The sequence below is a fragment of the Microbacterium sp. Leaf436 genome (assembly GCF_001424715.1).
GTDB lineage: Bacteria > Actinomycetota > Actinomycetes > Actinomycetales > Microbacteriaceae > Microbacterium.
On record NZ_LMRB01000002.1, the window covers coordinates 571,006 to 588,636 of the forward strand.

Sequence of the window (17,631 nt, forward strand, 5' to 3'; positions counted from 1 at the left end):
CGGCGGTCTCGGCATCCTGACGCGAGGAATCCGCCCACGCGAAAGGGCCCGGTCGACGATATCGACCGGGCCCTTCGACGTACGGATCAGCGCGCGAGCGCCTCCGCCATGATGGCGGCGTGCTCGTTCGCGTGCACCTTGGGCGAGCCGGTCGCGGTCGACGCCGCGGAGGCACGCGAGATGTTGCGGATCGAGCGGCCACCGAGCTGGTCGGCGATCTCGAGCGCGATGAACGGCCACGCGCCCTGGTTCTCGGGCTCGTCCTGGACCCACACCAGTTCGGCGTTCGGGTACTGCTCGAGCACGCGGGTCAGCTCTTCGATCGGCGCCGGGTAGTACTGCTCCAGGCGCACGAGGGCGATGTTCGGGTTCGGGTTCTTGTCGAGCTCGGCGCGCAGATCCCAGTGGATCTTTCCGGCGTGCAGCAGCACGCGCGTGACGGCGCCGCGGTCGACACCGCGGTTGTCGTCGAGCACCGGCTCGAAGCGACCCTCGAGGAAGTCCTCGACGGGGCTCGTGGCTCCGCGCAGACGCAGCATGGCCTTCGGGGTGAAGACGATGAGCGGACGACGCGGACGCTGGTACGCCTGGCGGCGCAGCAGGTGGAAGTACGAGGCCGGCGTCGACGGGCGCGCGACGATCATGTTGTCCTGCGCGCACATCTGCAGGTAGCGCTCGATGCGGGCCGACGAGTGGTCGGGTCCCTGGCCCTCATAGCCGTGGGGGAGTAGCAGCACGACACTCGACTGCTGAGCCCACTTCTGATCGGCCGACGAGATGAACTCGTCGATGACCGACTGCGCGCCGTTGGCGAAGTCGCCGAACTGCGCCTCCCACAGCACCAGGGAGTCGGCGCGCTCGACCGAGTAGCCGTACTCGAACGCCATGGCCGCGTACTCGCTCAGCAGCGAGTCGTAGACCCAGAAACGTCCCTGGTTCTCGCTCAGGTTCGCCAGCGGCAGCCATTCCTGACCGTTGTCGCGGTCGTGCAGCACCGAGTGGCGCTGGACGAACGTGCCGCGGCGCGAGTCCTGACCGGCCAGGCGCACCGGGGTGCCCTCCATCAGCACCGAGCCGAAGGCGAGCAGCTCGCCGAAGGCCCAGTCGATGTTGCCGTTGCGGCTCATGTCGAGACGCTTGTCGAGGAGCTGCTGCAGCTTGTTGTGCACGGTGAAGCCGTCGGGCTTGTTCACGAACGCGTCGCCGATGTGCTGCACGACCTCGCGCGAGACGCCGGTGGTCTCGGGCGCGCCCGTGGGCACGTCGTCGACCGCGTCGGCCGTGACGACGGGGGTCGTACCGGTCTCGGCTTCGTGGGTGTCGGCGAACGCGACTTCGAGACGGTTCTGGAAGTCCTGCTTGGCCTGCTCGTACTCGTCTTCGGTGATGTCGCCGCGACCGACGAGGGACTCCGTGTACAGACGGCGCACCGAGCGCTTGGCCTCGATGAGGTTGGTCATCAGCGGCTGCGTCATCGAGGGGTCGTCGCCCTCGTTGTGGCCGCGTCGGCGGTAGCAGACCAGGTCGATGATGATGTCGCGGTGGAACTCTTCGCGGTACAGGAACGCCAGCTCGGCCGCGCGGACGACGGCCTCGGGGTCGTCGCCGTTCACGTGCAGCACGGGGGCCTGGATGGTCTTGGCCACATCGGTGGCGTACACGGAGGTGCGCGCGTCGGTGGGGGTGGTGGTGAAGCCGACCTGGTTGTTCACCACGACGTGGATCGTGCCGCCGGTGCGGTACCCGCGCAGCTGCGACATCTGAAGCGTCTCGACGACGACGCCCTGACCCGCGAACGCGGCGTCGCCGTGAACGAGGATGGGCAGCCACGAGAACGTGCCGATGGGCTTGCGGTCCTGCTTGGCGCGGACGATGCCCTCGAGCACGCCGTCGACGGTCTCGAGGTGCGAGGGGTTGGCCGCCAGGTAGACGGGGAGCTCATCGCCCTCGTCGCCGACGAAGGTGCCCTCGGTGCCGAGGTGGTACTTCACGTCGCCCGAGCCGCGCTTGCTGCCGGTGGCGACCGCACCCTCGAACTCGCGGAACACCTGGCCGTACGTCTTGCCACCGATGTTGGTGAGCACGTTCAGGCGACCGCGGTGGGCCATGCCGATCGCGGCTCCGTCGAGGCCCTTGGACGCCGCGCCCTGGAGGATCTGGTCGAGCAGCGGGATGAGCGACTCGCCGCCCTCGAGGCTGAAGCGCTTCTGGCCGACGTACTTGGTCTGAAGGAACGTCTCGAACGCCTCGGCCTGGTTGAGCTTCGACAGGATGCGCAGCTGCTCGTCGTGCCCGGGCTTGGTGTACTTGACCTCGATGTTGCTCTGGAACCACTGACGCTGGATCGGGTCCTGGATGTGCATGTACTCGACACCCATGGTGCGGCAGTACGAGTCGCGGAGCACGCCGAGGATGTCGCGGAGCTTGGCGACGCGCTTCGTGCCCAGACCGCCGGTGACGAACTCGCGGTCGAGGTCCCAGAAGGTCAGGCCGTGCGACTCGATCTCGAGGTCGGGGTGGGTGCGCTGCACGTATTCGAGCGGGTCGATGTCGGCCATGAGGTGGCCGCGCACGCGGTACGAGTTGATGAGCTCCTGCACGCGGGCGCTCTTGTCGATGCGCTCCGAGAGGTCGACGCTGATGTCGGCCGCCCAGTGGATGGGCGCGTAGGGGATGCGCAGCGCCGCGAAGATGTCGTCGTAGAAGCCGCGCTGCCCGATGAGCAGCTCGTGCACCTTCTTGAGGAACTCGCCCGACCCCGCGCCCTGGATGACCCGGTGGTCGTAGGTGCTGGTGAGCGTGATGGTCTTGCCGATGGCCAGCTCGTTGAGCGTCTTGTCGCTCGCGCCCTGGAACTCGGCGGGGTAGTCCAGCGCACCCGCGCCGATGATGGCGCCCTGACCGCGCATGAGACGGGGGACCGAGTGCACGGTGCCGATGCCGCCGGGGTTCGTCAGCGACAGCGTCGTGCCCTGGAAATCACCGGGCGTGAGCTTGTTGCCGCGCGCACGACGCACCAGGTCCTCGTACGCGTCGAGGAAATCGCTGAAGCTGAGGGTGTCGGCGCGCTTGATGCTGGGCACCAGCAGCGCGCGGGTTCCGTCGGGCTTGGGCATGTCGATCGCGATACCCAGGTTGATGTGCGCGGGGGCCACCACCGAGGGCTTGCCGTCGATCTCGGCGTAGTAGACGTTCTGGCTCGGGAACTCCTTGAGTGCCTGGATGAGCGCCCAGCCGATCAGGTGCGTGAAGCTGATCTTGCCGCCGCGCGTGCGCGACATGTGGTTGTTGATGACGATGCGGTTGTCGATCATCAGCTTCGCGGGCACGGTGCGGACGCTGGTCGCGGTGGGGACCGTGAGCGAGTCGTCCATGTTGGAGGCCAGGGCCTTCGGCATCCCCTTGAGGACGGTGACGCGGTCCTCTTCGGTGCTCGGGGCTGCGGCCGCGGGTGCCGAGGCGGGGGCCTGCGCCGGGATCGGCTGCGGCTTCGCGGGCTTGGCGGTGGTGCGCGCGACGGGGGCCTGACCGACCACCGGGATCGGCGCGGTGACCGGCTTGGGCTCCGAGGGCGGCGCTGCCGCGGCGGACCCGTCGACGACCGGGTGGTACGCCTCCAGGATCGGCCACCAGGCCTTGTCTACGGAGTGCTTGTCAACTTTGAACTGCTCGTAGAGTTCGTCTACGAGCCACTCGTTCGCGCCGAACTCGCCCTCGCTCGAAGTACCGACGCCCGCCACCTGGCTCGACACAGTCGATCGCCTGCTTTCCTCGATGAAGATTCCTGTGGATACGCGCGAACGTCACCGTCCGGCGCGTCGTCAAGCCTAGCCGAGGTTCCTGGGCGGTCTGCGGGTCTTTACGTTCCCTTGATGTGGTGAGGTGGATGCCATGGAGTTCTCCGGCGCTCAACCCGATGTCGATCTGACCTACTCGGACGTGTTCCTGGTTCCGCGTCATTCCGAGGTGCGCAGCCGCCTCGACGTGGACCTGGCACCCGGCGACGGGAGCGGTGCCACCCTTCCGCTCGTGTCGGCGAACATGAACTCCGTCACGGGAACCCGACTCGCGGCGACCCTGGCGCGTCGCGGCGGCCTCGGCGTGCTCCCGCAGGACCTCGCGCTGCCCGACCTGCTCGACGCCGTCGCCTGGGTCAAGGCGCAGCCGACGGCCTGGGACGCCCCGCTCGTGCTGCCTCCGACCGCGACGGTCGCCGACGCGCGTCTGGTGCTCCCGCCGGTGCCCGGGCGCGGCATCGTCGTCGCCGAGACCCGAGACGACGGGGTCGTCGCCCTCTCGGCCTTCCGCGGGATCGTTCCGGCCACGCGCCTCGCGACGGCGCTCCCGGATGCCACGCTCGGCGACATCGCGCGGGGCGACGCCCCGGTGGTCTCGGTCGATCAGCTGGGGGATCCCCGTGCCGTCTTCGCGCTGGTGGGGGAGGCCGACATCGTCGCCGTCGTCGACGCGGACCGCGTGGTGGGCACGCTGTCGGCGCGGAGCGCCGTGCGCGACTCGGTCTACCGCCCGGCGGTCGACGCCGAGGGACGCCTGATCGTCGCGGCCGCGGTGGGGGTCAACGGTGACGTCGCCGGCAAGGCGCGCGCCCTCGCCGACGCCGGCGTCGACGTCCTCGTCGTCGACACCGCCCACGGTCACCAGGCGCAGATGCTCCGGGCGCTGCGCGAGGTCGCCGCGCTGGATCTCGGCATCCCGATCGCCGCCGGCAACGTCGTCACCGCCGAGGGCGTGCGCGACCTCACCGACGCGGGTGCGACGATTCTCAAGGTCGGGGTGGGGCCGGGGGCGATGTGCACGACCCGCATGATGACCGCCGTGGGGCGGCCGCAGTTCTCGGCCGTGCTCGAGACGGCGGAGGCCGCGCGCAGCGTCGGGGCGCACGTCTGGGCCGACGGCGGAGTGCGGTATCCGCGCGACGTCGCCCTGGCGCTGGCGGCGGGTGCGGCATCGGTCATGGTCGGTTCGTGGTTCGCCGGGACGATCGAGTCGCCCGGGCGCCTGCGTGCCGACGCGGACGGCCGGGTCTACAAGGAGTCGTGGGGCATGGCCTCGACCAAGGCCGTGCACGGGCGCTTCGGGGCACTCGACCCGTTCGAGCGCGCCCGCAAGGAACTCTTCGCCGAGGGCATCTCGTCGTCGCGCATCTACCTCGACCCGCAGCGCCCCGGTCTGGAAGACCTGCTCGACATGATCACGTCGGGCGTGCGCTCCTCGTTCACCTACGCCGGCGCCGCCACCGTCGCCGAGTTCCACGAGCGCGCTCGTGTGGGCCTGCAGTCGGCGGCCGGGTACGACGAGGGCAAGGCGCTTCCGGTCAGCTGGTGAACACCCGCTCGAGGTCGGCCGCGGCCTCGAGCGTGATCCACGCCCCGACCTGCACCGACAGATCGAGGTCGTCGCCCTCGGCGCGCGCGGGGCGGCGGGGATCGGCCGGGAACAACCCGCCGCGGCGTGCGTCCCAGAGCGCGTCGGCGTTGCGCTGGACGAGGCGCCGCGCGGTGCGCGAGAGGGCATCGCCCTCGGCGTCGCCGCTCTCGGCGAGATCCATCGCCGCCTCGGCGAGATAACGCGCCAGGATCCCGGCGAACAGGCCGCCGTCGCCCCCGCCCGCCGCGGGGAACATCCCGTCGTCGGCGGCGCACCACCGTTCGACCGCGGCGACGAGAGCCCGGGCACGCTCCACGTGCGCCCACGCCGGGTGCGCGGCGTCGGCCAGGGCCCGCTCGCCCAGCAGCAGGGCGAGCCCCAGGGCCGCGCCCTGGTTGTACGTCCACAGTTCGCTCCGCACGACGCCGTGCTCGACGCCGTCACGGACGAGGCCCGTGTCGGGGTGATCCAGGGTGGATGCCATCCACGCGTCGAGTGCGACGGCCTCGGCCCGGTGGCCGGTCAGAGCGAGCACCATGGCGCCGGGCGCGTTCGCCGGAGCGTTGAAGAGGTCACTGCCGACGCACCAGGGCAGTGCGCCCACGCGCGGATCGATCGCCCGGTGCAGCACCCGCGAGATGCGGCGCAGGGCGCGGGCGTTCAGGTGCGTGCGCGATAGCGCTAGGCCCATCCAGGCGATGTCGTCGTAGTACGGGGTCGTCCAGCGGCCGATCGTGCGCAGGGTCACCCCCCGGGCGAGGCGGCGCATCATCCGCCGACGGCGCGCGTCGGGCCGGTTGCGCTCGGCGTCGCCGAGCACGTGCAGCACGTGCGCGTGCCACCAGTAATGCCACGTGCGCTCGCCGGTGGCGCCGGGCAGTGCCGCCCTCGCCCAGGCCACCGGGCCGTAGCGGTGCACGAAGCGGTCCGTCACCTGACGTTCAGCGGTGGCGGCGCGCTCGCCGGCCGTGGTCTCGGCATCCATGCACCCATCCTCCCCAGGTGCCGGGATCCGCAGAATCCGGATGCCAGGGGCCCGGGGCTGCAATAGAATCGAGCGCACGATGGACGACCCTCCCAGTTGTAGACCCAGGCCCCGACGCCGCCCCTTCGACACCGACCCCCGGTCGAGCGGAGGTGATGCCTGATGGATTACGTCATGCTCGGCGTGGGGCTCATCCTCACCGTCGGAACGGGACTCTTCGTCGCCAGTGAATTCGCCCTGGTCAACCTCGACCGCGCCGACCTCGAAGCCCGCCGCGAGGCGGGCGAGACGCGGCTCTCGCTCACGATCGATGCGCTGCGCATCACCTCGACGCACCTGTCGAGCGCCCAGCTCGGCATCACCCTGACGACGCTCCTCACCGGTTACACGATGGAACCGGCCATCTCGAATCTGCTGCGGCCGGTCTTCCAGGCGTGGGGACTGCCCGAGGCGGTCATCGTCACCCTCGCCGCAATCATCGGCGTCGGTTTCGCCACCGTGCTGTCGATGATCCTGGGCGAGCTCGTCCCCAAGAACTTCGCCCTCGCGATCCCGCGGCAGACGGCCAAGCTCGTCCTGCCCTTCCAGATCGCGTTCACCGCCGTGTTCAAGCCCGCCATCCTCGTGCTCAACGGCAGCGCCAACGGGGTGCTCCGCTCCATCGGCGTCGAGCCGAAAGAGGAGCTCTCGGGCGCCCGTTCGGCCGAGGAGCTCTCGAGCCTCGTCAAGCGCTCGGCCAGCGCCGGCATGCTCGAGAAGGACACCGCCTCGCTGCTCGATCGCAGCCTCACCTTCGCCCGCCTCAGCGCCGCCGACGTGATGACCCCGCGCCCCAGCGTGCACGCGCTCGCCGCGGGCGACCCCGCCGACGACGTCGTGCAGTTGGCCCGGCGCACCGGGCACAGCCGCTTCCCCGTGTACGGCGAGTCGATGGACGACATCGTCGGCGTCGTGCACCTCAAGGCCGCGATCGGCGTGCCGCGCGACAGGCGCGGCGACGTGCCCGTGGCCGCGCTGTCGACGGAGCCGCTGCGCGTCCCCGAGACGGTGCACCTCGACACCCTCGTCTCGGAGCTGCGTTCGCGCGGCTACCAGATGGCGATCGTCGTCGACGAGTACGGCGGGACCGCGGGCGTGGTCACCCTCGAAGACCTCGTCGAAGAGATCGTGGGCGAGGTGCTCGACGAGCACGACCGCTCCCGCGCCGGGGTGGTGCGCTCCGCGGCATCCGTGATGTTCCCCGGAGACCTGCGACCCGATGAAGCCCTCGACCGCGCGGGCGTGCGCGTGCCCGAAGGAGAGGTCTACGACACCGTGGGCGGCTTCATCATGGCCGAGCTCGAGCGGATCCCGGCGGTGGGCGACACCGTCGAGACCGACGAAGGGGTCTTGAGCGTGCACCGCATGGACGGCCGTCGCGTCGACCGCGTGCAGTTCACCCCGAAGCCGGTGGAGCAGAACGTCGGCGACCTCGTGCGCGCGGCGAAGGGCGGTGATCAGCGATGAACGATTGGGCGGGAATCGCCTGGCTGGTCGTGCTGCTCGTGGCCAACGCCTTCTTCGTCGGCGCGGAGTTCGCGGTGATCTCGGCGCGGCGATCGCAGATCGAACCGCACGCCGACCGCGGCTCGCGGGCGGCGAAGACCGCGCTGTACGCGATGGAGCACGCCACGCTCATGTTGGCCACGTGCCAACTCGGCATCACGATCTGCTCGCTGCTGATCCTGAACGTGTCCGAGCCCGCCATCCACCACCTGCTGGCGGGGCCCCTCGGCCTCACCGGTCTGCCCGAGGCGGCCGTCGACGTGGTGGCGTTCATCGTGGCGCTGCTGATCGTGTCGTACCTGCACGTCGTGTTCGGCGAGATGGTTCCGAAGAACCTGGCGTTCTCGCTGCCCGACCGCGCGGTGCTCATGCTCGCGCCGCCCCTGGTGGCCGTGTCGAAGGCGTTCTACCCGATCATCGTCGCCCTCAACTGGACGGCGAACCACGTGCTGCGCCTGTTCCGCGTCGAGCCGAAGGACGAGGCCGCCTCGACCTTCACCCTCGACGAGGTCGCGACGATCGTGAGCCAGTCACGGCGAGAGGGCATGCTCGACGACGCGTCGGGAACCGTCAGTGCGGTGGTGGAGTTCACCGAGAAGACCGCCGCCGACGTCGCCGTCCCCATGAGCGACCTCGTGACGCTCCCCGCCCGGACCACTCCGGGCGAGATCGAGCGTGCCGTCGCGCAGCACGGATATTCGCGGTACGTGATCGTCGATGACACCGGCAACCCCACCGGGTACGTCCACCTCAAGGACGTCCTGCGCGCGGCCGACGGGACGGCCGCCGACATGGCGCGTCCGATCCCCGCCAAGCGCATCCATCAGATGGTGTCGGTGCTCGAGACGACCGATCTCGAGGACGCCCTGGCGCTCATGCGCCGCTCGGGTCGCCACCTGGCGCAGGTGCGCGACGGCAGCGGCGACGTGAAGGCCGTGCTGTTCCTCGAGGACATCATCGAGGAGCTCGTCGGCGAGGTGCAGGACGCCACCGAGCGCCGTCGCTTCGTCTGAGGCCTGACACACCGGATGCCACGGCCCCCAGGGGTCGTGGCATCCGGTGTTCTCGTTCGCGGGGGTGAGTGCTCGCCGATCCGCCGTCGGGTGGGACCCGGGTCAGGACGTCGCGGCGCGGCTCAGTACGCGCGGGTGTACTGGGCCGGCGCGGGGGAGTCGGCGCCGAGCGCGGCGGCGGCGCGCAGGCCGTAGTGCGGGTCGCGGAGCCACTCGCGGCCCGACAGCACGGCGTCGGCCCGGTCGTCGGCGACGATGTTCTCGGCCAGGGCGGGGTCGTCGATCATGCCGACGGCGGCGACCCGCAGTCCCGTCTCGCGGCGCACGGTCGCGGCGTACTCGACCTGGTAGCCGGGGCCTGTCACGATGCGCTGCTGCGGCACGAGGCCGCCGCTGGAGACGTCGATCAGGTCGGCGCCGACCGCACCCACCAGCCGTGCGGCGGCGACGGTGTCGGCGACGCTCCAGCCGCCCTCGGCGGCGTCCGTCGCCGAGAAGCGCACGAACAAGACGACGTCGGGGGTGGCCGCGCGCACGGCCTCGGTCACGCGCGCGAGCAGGCGCACCCGGTTCTCGAACGAGCCGCCGTACTCGTCGTCGCGGTGGTTCGTGAGCGGTGACAGGAACTGGTGCAGCAGGTAGCCGTGGGCCGCGTGCAGCTCGACGACCTCGAACCCGGCCGCGACGGCCCGGCGGGCGGCGTCTGCGAAGTCCTCGACGACCTTCTCGATGCCCGCGGCATCGAGAGCGACGGGCTCGGCGAACGTGTCGTACGCGAGCGCCGAGGGGGCGAGCGTGGTCCAGCCGCCGGCCTCGGGCGCGACCGTGCCGCGGCCGCCGGTGAGCGGGGAGGTGGTCGACGCCTTGCGGCCGGCGTGGCCCAGCTGCACGCCCGCGACGGCGCCCCGCGCGCGGATCGCCGCGACGATGGGGGCCCAGGCCTCGGCCTGCGCGTCGGTCCAGATGCCGGCGTCTTCGGGCGAGATGCGGCCTTCGGGCGACACCGCCGTGGCCTCGGCGATCACGAGACCGGCGCCGCCCGCGGCGAACTGGGCGAGGTGCACGTGGTGCCAGTCGTTCGGCACGCCGTCGACCGCGCTGTACTGGCACATCGGCGAGACCCACAGCCGATTGCGCATCTCGATACCGCGGATGGACAGGGGTGTGAAGAGGGCACTCATGGAAGACCTTTGCGCTTTAGGGTGACGCCATGACGGCGAAGGACTGGACCGGGCGCGATGCCGGTCGCACACTGCGGTGGCCAACGGCGCACGACGACAAGTATTCCCGCGGGGTCGTGGGGATGCGCACGGGGTCCACCCGTTATCCGGGCGCGGCGATGCTGGGAGTCGAGGCCGCGTGGCGCACCGGAACGGGCATGGTCCGCTACCTCGGACCCGAGCACGCGCAGAACCTCGTGCTGCAGCGTCGGCCCGAGACGGTGACCGCCGACGGGCGGGTGCAGGCGTGGGTGATGGGGTCGGGAACGGATGCCGCGGAGCGCGACGCCGCCGAGACCGCGGCGCTGCGCGGCATCCTGCGCGCCGACGTGCCGGTCGTCGTCGACGCGGGAGCCCTGGACCTGGTCGCCGGGGCCACGGCACCGGTCATCGTGACGCCGCACGCGCGAGAGCTCGACCGACTGCGCGAGAGCCTGGGCCTCGAAGCGGCCGATCCGCGAGACGACGACGCCCGCGAGGCGGCCGCGCGCGAGACCGCCGAGGCCATCGGCGCGGTGGTCCTGCTGAAGGGCGCCGTCACGATCGTCGCCGCCGCGGGCGGATGGACCCGCCGCGTGACGACGGGCACGCCGTGGCTCGCCACCGCCGGCACCGGCGACGTGCTCGCGGGCGTGCTCGGCGCCGTCACCGCCGGGTCGGTCGCCGCCGATCGCACCTCGCTCGACCACCTCGCCGCGTGCGCGGCCACCGCCGCGTGGCTGCACGGAACGGCCGGCACACGGGCATCACAGGCCTACGGCGGCCTCGGCGGGCCGATCACCGCGCTCGACATCGCCGGGGAGCTGCCCTCGGTCGTGGCCGGGCTGCAGGCGGACTCGATCGGGTAACGGTTGTCGTCGCGACCCGCGCGACGGCGGGGGAGCGCGAGCCGCACGTCCGGGACGCTCAGGGGCGCCCGCTTAGGATGATGCGGTGGTGAGGCGTGTCGTTCCCTTGTTGATCGCGTTCGTCGCCGTACACGTCGTCGTCGGCATCCTGGGCTATCAGCAGCCCAACGAGCCGATGGGCGATGTGTACCTGGTGTACGAACCCTGGTCGCGCTGTGCGCTGTTCGGCGGCATCGACGTCACCTCGTGCACGCGCTCCGACGCGTGGGCCTGGCCGGGCATCACCGAGAAGTGGATCTATCCGCAGCTCGCGTTCCTGCCGATGACGTTCGCCTGGCTGTTCGCCTGGGCCGTCGGGTACACGCCCGCCTGGGTCATCACCGTCGCGCTCGCCAACCTGGTCGCCTTCGTCGTGCTCGTGGGCAAAGGGCGCTCGCGCGGTCGTGTGATCGCCGCCTGGTTCTGGCTCGCGGCCATCCTGCTCATCGGGCCGGTCGGCCTGTACCGCATCGACGGCATCACGGTGCCGTTCGCGATCCTCGGCAGCATCTGGCTGCTGCGCCGCCCGTTCGTGGCCTCCCTGCTGCTGTCGATCGCCGTGTGGATGAAAGTGTGGCCCGCGGCGATCCTGGCCGCCGGGCTCATCGCCGCCCGCCGTCGCCTGGCCCTCATCTGGGGTGCCGTCGCGGTGTCGGTGACCACCGTCATCGCGGTCGTCGCCCTGGGCGGTGCGCCCTACGTCTTCGGCTTCGTCGGCGACCAGACCACCCGCGGCATCCAGATGGAGGCCCCCGTCGGCGGGCTGTACATGTTCCTCGCCGCCTTCTACGTTCCCGGCTCCGAGGTGTACTACGACGGCGGTGTGCTCACCTTCCAGGTGACGGGACCCGGCGCCGACCCCCTCATCGCCGCGATGACGCCCATCATGCTGCTCGTCATGGTCGGGATCGCCATCGTCGGCATCGTGAAGCTGCGGCGCGGGGCGACCTTCGTGAGCCTCCTCCCGCCGCTCTCGCTCGCTCTCGTCACCGCCTTCATCGCGCTGAACAAGGTCGGCTCGCCGCAGTACTACGTGTGGCTCTTCGCCCCCGTCGTGCTGGGGCTGATGATCGATCGCCGCCGCTGGTACGGATTCGCGGGCATGACGCTCGTGATCGCGGCGCTCACGCAGTGGATGTACCCGCTGCTGTACGACGGGCTCATGGCGACGCACCCGAATCCGTTCCCCGTCTTCGTGCTCGAAACGCGGAACCTGCTCGCCCTCGTGCTGCTCGTGTGGGCCGTCGTGCGCGTCGTCCGTGCGCCGATCGACCGCGTCCGTCCCCCCGCCGGGCTGCACGAGATCGTGACCGGGCGGCGTCCGGCGCGAACGCGGATCGCTCCGCGCGGCTGACCCGGGGGTCGCGTCTAGGCGCGGTGCTACCGCGAGACGGTGTGCCGCGACCGGGGTGCTCCATCGGCGACGCGGCGTCTCGCGGCGCGGTGGCGACGCGGCCCGTTCCGCCGCGGCCGCCCGCGGCCTAGTCTCGAATCATGCTCATCGCCTTCTCTGTCGCTCCCTCGGGTGTCGGAACCGTCGCCTCGGAGAACCCCGACGCGTCGGTGCACGCCGCCGTCGCCGCCGCCGTCGCCGTCGTGCGCGCCTCGGGCCTGCCGCATCGCACGACCTCGATGTTCACCGAGGTCGAGGGGGAGTGGGACGAAGTGTTCGACGTCGTCAAACGGGCGACGGATGCCGTGCTGCCCTACGGATCGCGGGTGTCGCTGGTGCTGAAAGCCGACATCCGCCCCGGACACACGGGCGAGATCGACGGCAAGATCGAACGACTCGAGGACGCGCTGGAGCGTCACGTCGACTGAGCCGATCGGCTGAGCCGTGACGGTGACGCGAACGGGTGGGGCCGCGCCAGGCCCACCCGGCGGGCGGGTCGTTCCAGATGCGCCTGGTGATGGCGGTGACGTCGGCGTCGATGCGGGCGAGGTCTCCGCGCAGGCGGCTCTCGACGCTGTCGATCTTGGCGCTCAGGCCGGCTTCGACGGTGTTGATTCTGGCGGTGAGGCCGGCTTCGACGCTGTCGATCTTGGCGGTGAGAACGGTCTCGACGCTGTCGATCCTGGTCCTCGTGACGTGGATCTCGGCCACCGTCTCGTAGCGAACGGCGTCGAGGCGTGCCTCGATCCGGTCAGTGTTCGCCGTGATCACCTTCGTGAGCGACCCCATGATGAGGTTCGTGCTGAACGTCATGCCGCCCAGAACAGCCGCGGCGAATGTCCCGATGAGCACCCATACTTGCGGTTCCGTCACGTCCGGCATCCCTTCAATCCGCGCTGAGGGGATCCAGACTGTCAGCATTCCGTGGGGGTGAGACCGCTCGACCGCCGTCATCGGGAGAAGTTCACCCGCGGTGCGGGTGGGGAGGAGCAGTCCGCGGGGTGCACGGTCGACCGTGACGCCGACCTCACCCGCCGCACCCGGCCCTCGAAACGATTCGACGCTCGCGGCCGCGCGGACTAGCATCGCAAGGTGACCTCTTCGACTTCCTCGAGAGGTGCGGCGATGCGGGCGCTCCTTTCTCTCGCCATCGGCAGCTTCGGCATCGGCATGACCGAGTTCGTGGTGATGGGCCTGCTGCCCAACATCGCCCGCGAACTCGTCCCCGGTGCGTGGGCGGCCTCGCCCGACGACGCCATCGCCCAGGCCGGCTGGCTCATCTCGCTATACGCCCTCGGCGTCGTCGTCGGAGCGCCGACGATCGCCGGCTCCGTGGCACGGTTCCCGCGTCATCGCGTGATGATCGTGCTCGCCGCCGCGCTGGCGTTCTTCACCCTGCTGACCGTCATCGCCCCCACGTTCGAGCTCGTCGCGGCATCCCGATTCCTCGCCGGACTTCCGCACGGCGCCTACTTCGGCATCGGCGCCCTGGTGGCCGCCGATGCGCTCGGCCCGGGCAATCGCGCCAAGGGCGTGGCGTTCGTCCTCACCGGGCTCACGATCGCCAACGTCGTCGGTGTGCCGCTGGGCACCCTTCTCGGCCAGCAGGTCGGCTGGCGCGCGGCGTTCGCCGTGGTGACCGGGATCTTCCTGCTCGCCACGATCTGCATCGCCCTCTTCGTACCGAAGCACCCGGGTTCGCCCGGTCGTCGATTGCGTGACGAACTGCGCGTGTTCCGCATCGGACAGGTCTGGTTCGCCCTCGGCATCGGCGCCGTCGGGTTCGGCGGATTCTTCGCGATGTACAGCTACATCGCGCCCATGATCACCGATGTCGCGGGCCAGCCCGAGTGGGCCGTCTCGCTCGTACTCGTGCTCGTGGGGATCGGCATGACGATCGGCAACATCGTCGGCGGCGCGCTCGCCGACAAAGACCTGCGGTTCTGGTTGTACGTCGGGCTCATCGCCCTCGGTGCGGCATCGGTGGGCCTGGCTCTCACGGCCGGGTGGATCGTGGCGCTGGTGCTGTTCGCGTTCCTGGTGGCGTTCTGCGGTGCCGCCCTGAGCCCGGCGATCCAGACGCGACTCATGGACGTCGCCGAGGACAACCAGTCCATCGCCGCGGCGTTGAACCACTCGGCGCTCAACATCGGCAACAGCTTCGGCGCCTTCCTCGGCGGCCTCGCCATCGCCGCGGGCCTCGGACTCGTCGCCCCGGCGTGGGTCGGAGCGCTGCTCGCCCTGGGCGGACTGGTCGTCGCCGTGGTCTCGTACCGCGTCGAGGACCGCAGCGGACGCCACCCCGAACATCGGGTGCCGGCCGCCGAAGCCGCGCAGACCGCGATCACCGGTTCGATCCCGACGCAGCGCTGAGCGCGGGTCGTGTCGACCACGGGCCGCGGCTGACGCGGCGCTGAACCCGGCGCGAGTGTCCCGGACACGCCGCCTTGGGGCCGGGGATGCGGAGTGTTCTGGACACTCGACGGTGTGTGCGGGCGGTCGCGGCGACGGCGCGCCGCTCGGGTGAGGGTCCGGAACGCGCCGGGTATGCGTCCGGGGGCCCGTCCGCCGCCCGGCCATACCGCGGAACGCACGACCTCTTCCCCGACCCATGAGGGGCCGGAGGGAACGGATGCCGCGGTGCCCGGCATCCGGAATCGTCAGGACGCGAAAAGGCGACGCAGGTGCAGGGCGACGGCGGCGGTCTCGATGAGGAAGCCGTCGTGGCCGAAGTCGCTCGAGAGCACGACGGCGTCGTCTCCGTCGAGCGTGTTCGGGATGCCGCGGGCGATGCGATGCTGCCCGTCGATGGGGAACAGGCGGTCGCTGTCGATGCCGAGCACCAGGGTCGTCGCCGTGACGCGTCCCAGGGCGTCTTCGACGCCGTCGCGGTCGCGGCCGACGTCGTGCGAGTTCATGGCCTCGACGAGGGTGAGGTAGCTGTTCGCGTCGAAGCGGCGGGTGAACTTGTTGCCGTGGAAATCGAGGTACGACTCGACGGCGAAGCGTCCGCCGCGGCCCAGCGGGCTCACCCCCGACTGCCATGAACGTTGGAATCGCTGGTTGAGCTCGGTCGGGCTGCGGTAGTTCAGCAGTGCCATGCGCCGAGCGAGGGCGAGTCCGCGGTGCGGGCCGTCGCCGTCGCCGGCGTCGTAATACTCGCCGCCGGCGAAGCGGGGGTCGATGCGCACGGTGTCGAGCTGCACCGAGTTCAGGGCGATCTGGTCGGCGGTCGTGATCGGCGGGGCCGAGAGGATCGCGGCGCGGGCGACGCGGTCGGGGTGGCCGACGGCCCACTCGATCGCGTGCATTCCGCCCATCGACCCGCCGACCACGGCGAACCACCGCTCGACGCCGAGCTCGTCGGCGAGCAGGGCCTGAGCCTCGACCTGGTCGCGGATCGTGAGGTACGGGAAGCGCGAAGCCCACTCGTAGCCGTCGGGGGCGATGCTCGCCGGTCCCGTCGAGCCCTGGCATCCGCCCAGCATGTTGGGGGCGACCACGAACCAGCGGTCGGTGTCGATGGCCGCACCGGGGCCCACGAGGTCGCTCCACCACCCGGCGGTGGGGTGCCCCGGACCGGCGGCACCGCGCACATGGCTGTCGCCGGTGAGCGCGTGGAGGATCAGCACGGCGTTGTCGCGGGCGGGCGAGAGCTGTCCCCACGTCTCGTACGCGAGACGCACGTGGGGCAGCGACTGCCCGGTCTCGGTCGCGAACGTGCCGAACGAGGCGAATCGGCGGTCCCCCGCGGGGTCGCCGTCGCGCCACGCGCCGGTCGCCGGGGGGCGTCCGAGCAGCGATCGGGCATCGGCCTCCGTCACCGGGGCCGAGGGCACCGTGTCTTCGGAGATCTGCCAGTCCATGGCATCCATTCTCGTCGGTCGCCGGCGGCCCGACCGGACTGTTACGTCGATGTCGGAGACCGCGCGTACGATTCGGCGCATGGGTGCATGGAGCGCAGAACCGTTCGGGAACGACACCGCCGCCGACTGGGCGTACGAGCTCGAAGGGCAGACCGACTGGAACGTCGTGCGTGACGCACTGCGCGTCGCCGCCGATACCGAGGGCTCGCAGCTCGACTCCGACGCCGCGACGGTGGCGATCGCGGCCGCCGAGGTCGTCGCGCGGGGGCTGGGGCGGGTGCCCGGCCGGGCCTTCTCCGACGCGGTCACGGCGTTCGTGGCGCGCGCGTCGGCGCCGTCCGCCGAGTTGGTGTCGTTGGCCGACGCCGCGGTCGTCCACGCGACCTCCGATGACGGTGAACTGGCCGAGCTCTGGGAGGACGACCCCGACTGGCACGCCGAGAACGAACGCCTGCGCGCGGCGCTGACCACCGTCTGACCTCCTTGTCCAGCCCCCGCCTCCGGCGCGGAGGGCTGGCCAGAATCGCCGCATGGCGACCTTCCTTCTCATTGCGGCCTCGAGCGACATCGGCGGGGCGACCGCGACCCGACTGCGCGACGCCGGTCATCGCGTTGTCACGACGGCGCGGGATTCCTCGGTCATCGAGCCCGACTTCGTTCTGGATGCCACGGACTTCGACGCCGTCGACCGCGTGGTCGGCGAGGTGGGCGAGCTCGACGGCATCGCGGTGTTCGCGGGCTCGATGCTGCTCAAGCCCGCGCACCTGACCTCGCGCGAGCAGTACGACGGCCTCATCGCCGCCTCTCTGACCACGTCGTTCGCCGCCGTGCGCGCAGCCGGGACGCACATGCGCGACGGTGGCTCAGTGGTGCTGGTGTCTTCGGCCGCGGCCCTGGCGGGACTGCCGAACCACGACGGCATCGCCGCCGCGAAGGCCGGGGTCATCGGGCTGACGCTGTCGGCCGCCGCCAGCTACGCATCGCACGGGCTGCGGGTGAACGCCGTCGCGCCGGGCCTGGTTCAGACGCGGCTGACCGCGAAGCTCACGTCGACCGACATGTCTCGGAGAGTGTCGGAGGCCATGCACCCCCTCGGACGCCTGGGCGAGCCCGAGGACGTGGCTCGCGCGGTGGAATTCCTGCTCTCGCCCGAGAACGCGTGGATGACGGGGCAGATCATCGGGGTCGACGGGGGCCTCGGGAGCCTGCGTCCGCGCCAGAAGGTCTGACGCGGGCGTCGCGCGGTGCGCGGCGCGTGATCCGCGGAGGGCGTGGGACGGAGGGAGGGCCGTTACGCGGTGTGGGTCCTCCCGGCATCCCTCGCCCTCCGCTCG

The 17,631-nt window shown here is 71.0% G+C and carries 14 protein-coding genes; 10 read left to right on the forward strand and 4 right to left on the reverse strand.

Features of this window, described 5'->3' with window-relative positions:
• Positions 1–86: 86 nt before the first annotated feature.
• Entirely contained in the window at positions 87–3,752 is a 3,666-nt protein-coding gene (locus ASG45_RS06915) for a multifunctional oxoglutarate decarboxylase/oxoglutarate dehydrogenase thiamine pyrophosphate-binding subunit/dihydrolipoyllysine-residue succinyltransferase subunit (RefSeq protein ID WP_082516495.1), read from the reverse strand.
• Positions 3,753–3,891: 139 nt separating this feature from the next.
• Here ASG45_RS06915 and ASG45_RS06920 point away from each other — a divergent pair, with 139 nt between their 5' ends.
• Entirely contained in the window at positions 3,892–5,346 is a 1,455-nt protein-coding gene (locus ASG45_RS06920; RefSeq protein ID WP_055834632.1) for a GuaB1 family IMP dehydrogenase-related protein, read from the forward strand.
• Here ASG45_RS06920 and ASG45_RS06925 read toward each other — a convergent pair.
• On the reverse strand, positions 5,336–6,373 hold the full coding sequence (locus tag ASG45_RS06925; RefSeq protein ID WP_055834635.1) for a glycoside hydrolase family 76 protein: 1,038 nt from the start codon (positions 6,371–6,373) through the stop codon (positions 5,336–5,338). The two genes, ASG45_RS06920 and ASG45_RS06925, sit on opposite strands and share 11 nt — an antisense overlap.
• Positions 6,374–6,535: 162 nt before the next feature.
• Here ASG45_RS06925 and ASG45_RS06930 point away from each other — a divergent pair, with 162 nt between their 5' ends.
• Both ASG45_RS06930 and ASG45_RS06935 read left to right on the forward strand, forming a co-directional pair.
• Entirely contained in the window at positions 6,536–7,879 is a 1,344-nt protein-coding gene (locus tag ASG45_RS06930) for a hemolysin family protein (RefSeq protein ID WP_055834638.1), read from the forward strand.
• Positions 7,876–8,931: a hemolysin family protein gene (locus ASG45_RS06935; RefSeq protein WP_055834641.1), complete on the forward strand. Its 1,056-nt coding sequence runs from the start codon at positions 7,876–7,878 to the stop codon at positions 8,929–8,931. The genes ASG45_RS06930 and ASG45_RS06935 overlap by 4 nt, the downstream gene beginning before the upstream one ends.
• Before the next feature lie 122 nt (positions 8,932–9,053).
• Here ASG45_RS06935 and ASG45_RS06940 read toward each other — a convergent pair whose 3' ends face one another.
• The gene (locus ASG45_RS06940) at positions 9,054–10,112 is read right to left on the reverse strand and encodes an NADH:flavin oxidoreductase/NADH oxidase (RefSeq protein WP_055834644.1); all 1,059 of its coding nucleotides are present in this window, start codon (positions 10,110–10,112) and stop codon (positions 9,054–9,056) included.
• 29 nt (positions 10,113–10,141) lie between these two features.
• Between ASG45_RS06940 and ASG45_RS06945 the strand changes: the two genes are divergently transcribed.
• The 5 genes from ASG45_RS06945 (at position 10,142) to ASG45_RS06970 (ending at position 14,804) form a co-directional block, all read left to right on the forward strand.
• The gene (locus tag ASG45_RS06945; protein ID WP_055834646.1) at positions 10,142–10,999 is read left to right on the forward strand and encodes an ADP-dependent NAD(P)H-hydrate dehydratase; all 858 of its coding nucleotides are present in this window, start codon (positions 10,142–10,144) and stop codon (positions 10,997–10,999) included.
• Positions 11,000–11,084: 85 nt separating this feature from the next.
• The gene (locus ASG45_RS06950) at positions 11,085–12,392 is read left to right on the forward strand and encodes a glycosyltransferase family 87 protein (protein WP_055834649.1); all 1,308 of its coding nucleotides are present in this window, start codon (positions 11,085–11,087) and stop codon (positions 12,390–12,392) included.
• Positions 12,393–12,532: 140 nt separating this feature from the next.
• Complete coding sequence (locus ASG45_RS06955) at positions 12,533–12,859, forward strand: thiamine-binding protein (protein ID WP_055834652.1); 327 nt, start codon at positions 12,533–12,535, stop codon at positions 12,857–12,859.
• Positions 12,860–12,875: 16 nt separating this feature from the next.
• On the forward strand, positions 12,876–13,331 hold the full coding sequence (locus tag ASG45_RS16600; protein WP_235561582.1) for a hypothetical protein: 456 nt from the start codon (positions 12,876–12,878) through the stop codon (positions 13,329–13,331).
• Positions 13,332–13,556: 225 nt separating this feature from the next.
• Positions 13,557–14,804 carry an MFS transporter gene (locus tag ASG45_RS06970; protein WP_055834660.1) on the forward strand — a complete coding sequence of 416 codons (1,248 nt, stop codon included), beginning with the start codon at positions 13,557–13,559 and terminating at the stop codon, positions 14,802–14,804.
• A gap of 287 nt (positions 14,805–15,091) precedes the next feature.
• On the opposite strand, the gene metX is transcribed toward ASG45_RS06970, so the two are convergent.
• The gene (gene metX, locus ASG45_RS06975; RefSeq protein WP_055834665.1) at positions 15,092–16,297 is read right to left on the reverse strand and encodes a homoserine O-acetyltransferase MetX; all 1,206 of its coding nucleotides are present in this window, start codon (positions 16,295–16,297) and stop codon (positions 15,092–15,094) included.
• Positions 16,298–16,376: 79 nt separating this feature from the next.
• On the opposite strand from metX, the gene ASG45_RS06980 reads away from it, so the two are divergent.
• A complete protein-coding gene (locus ASG45_RS06980) occupies positions 16,377–16,775 on the forward strand; it encodes a DUF4259 domain-containing protein (protein ID WP_055834668.1) in 399 nt (132 codons plus the stop codon).
• Positions 16,776–16,827: 52 nt separating this feature from the next.
• Positions 16,828–17,526 (forward strand): SDR family NAD(P)-dependent oxidoreductase, encoded by a 699-nt coding sequence (locus ASG45_RS06985; RefSeq protein WP_055834669.1) that lies wholly within the window; start codon positions 16,828–16,830, stop codon positions 17,524–17,526.
• Positions 17,527–17,631: the final 105 nt, after the last annotated feature.

Bases quoted from the DNA above. Each gene is read 5' to 3' on its own strand.
- ASG45_RS06935 (WP_055834641.1), top strand. From the start codon at position 7,876: ATGAACGATTGGGCGGGAATCGCCTGGCTGGTCGTGCTGCTCGTGGCC.
- ASG45_RS06955 (WP_055834652.1), top strand. From the start codon at position 12,533: ATGCTCATCGCCTTCTCTGTCGCTCCCTCGGGTGTCGGAACCGTCGCC.
- ASG45_RS06970 (WP_055834660.1), top strand. From the start codon at position 13,557: ATGCGGGCGCTCCTTTCTCTCGCCATCGGCAGCTTCGGCATCGGCATG.
- ASG45_RS06945 (WP_055834646.1), top strand. From the start codon at position 10,142: ATGACGGCGAAGGACTGGACCGGGCGCGATGCCGGTCGCACACTGCGG.
- ASG45_RS06940 (WP_055834644.1), bottom strand. From the start codon at position 10,112: ATGAGTGCCCTCTTCACACCCCTGTCCATCCGCGGTATCGAGATGCGC.
- ASG45_RS06980 (WP_055834668.1), top strand. From the start codon at position 16,377: ATGGGTGCATGGAGCGCAGAACCGTTCGGGAACGACACCGCCGCCGAC.
- ASG45_RS06985 (WP_055834669.1), top strand. From the start codon at position 16,828: ATGGCGACCTTCCTTCTCATTGCGGCCTCGAGCGACATCGGCGGGGCG.
- metX (WP_055834665.1), bottom strand. From the start codon at position 16,297: ATGGACTGGCAGATCTCCGAAGACACGGTGCCCTCGGCCCCGGTGACG.
- ASG45_RS06925 (WP_055834635.1), bottom strand. From the start codon at position 6,373: ATGGATGCCGAGACCACGGCCGGCGAGCGCGCCGCCACCGCTGAACGT.
- ASG45_RS06930 (WP_055834638.1), top strand. From the start codon at position 6,536: ATGGATTACGTCATGCTCGGCGTGGGGCTCATCCTCACCGTCGGAACG.
- ASG45_RS06920 (WP_055834632.1), top strand. From the start codon at position 3,892: ATGGAGTTCTCCGGCGCTCAACCCGATGTCGATCTGACCTACTCGGAC.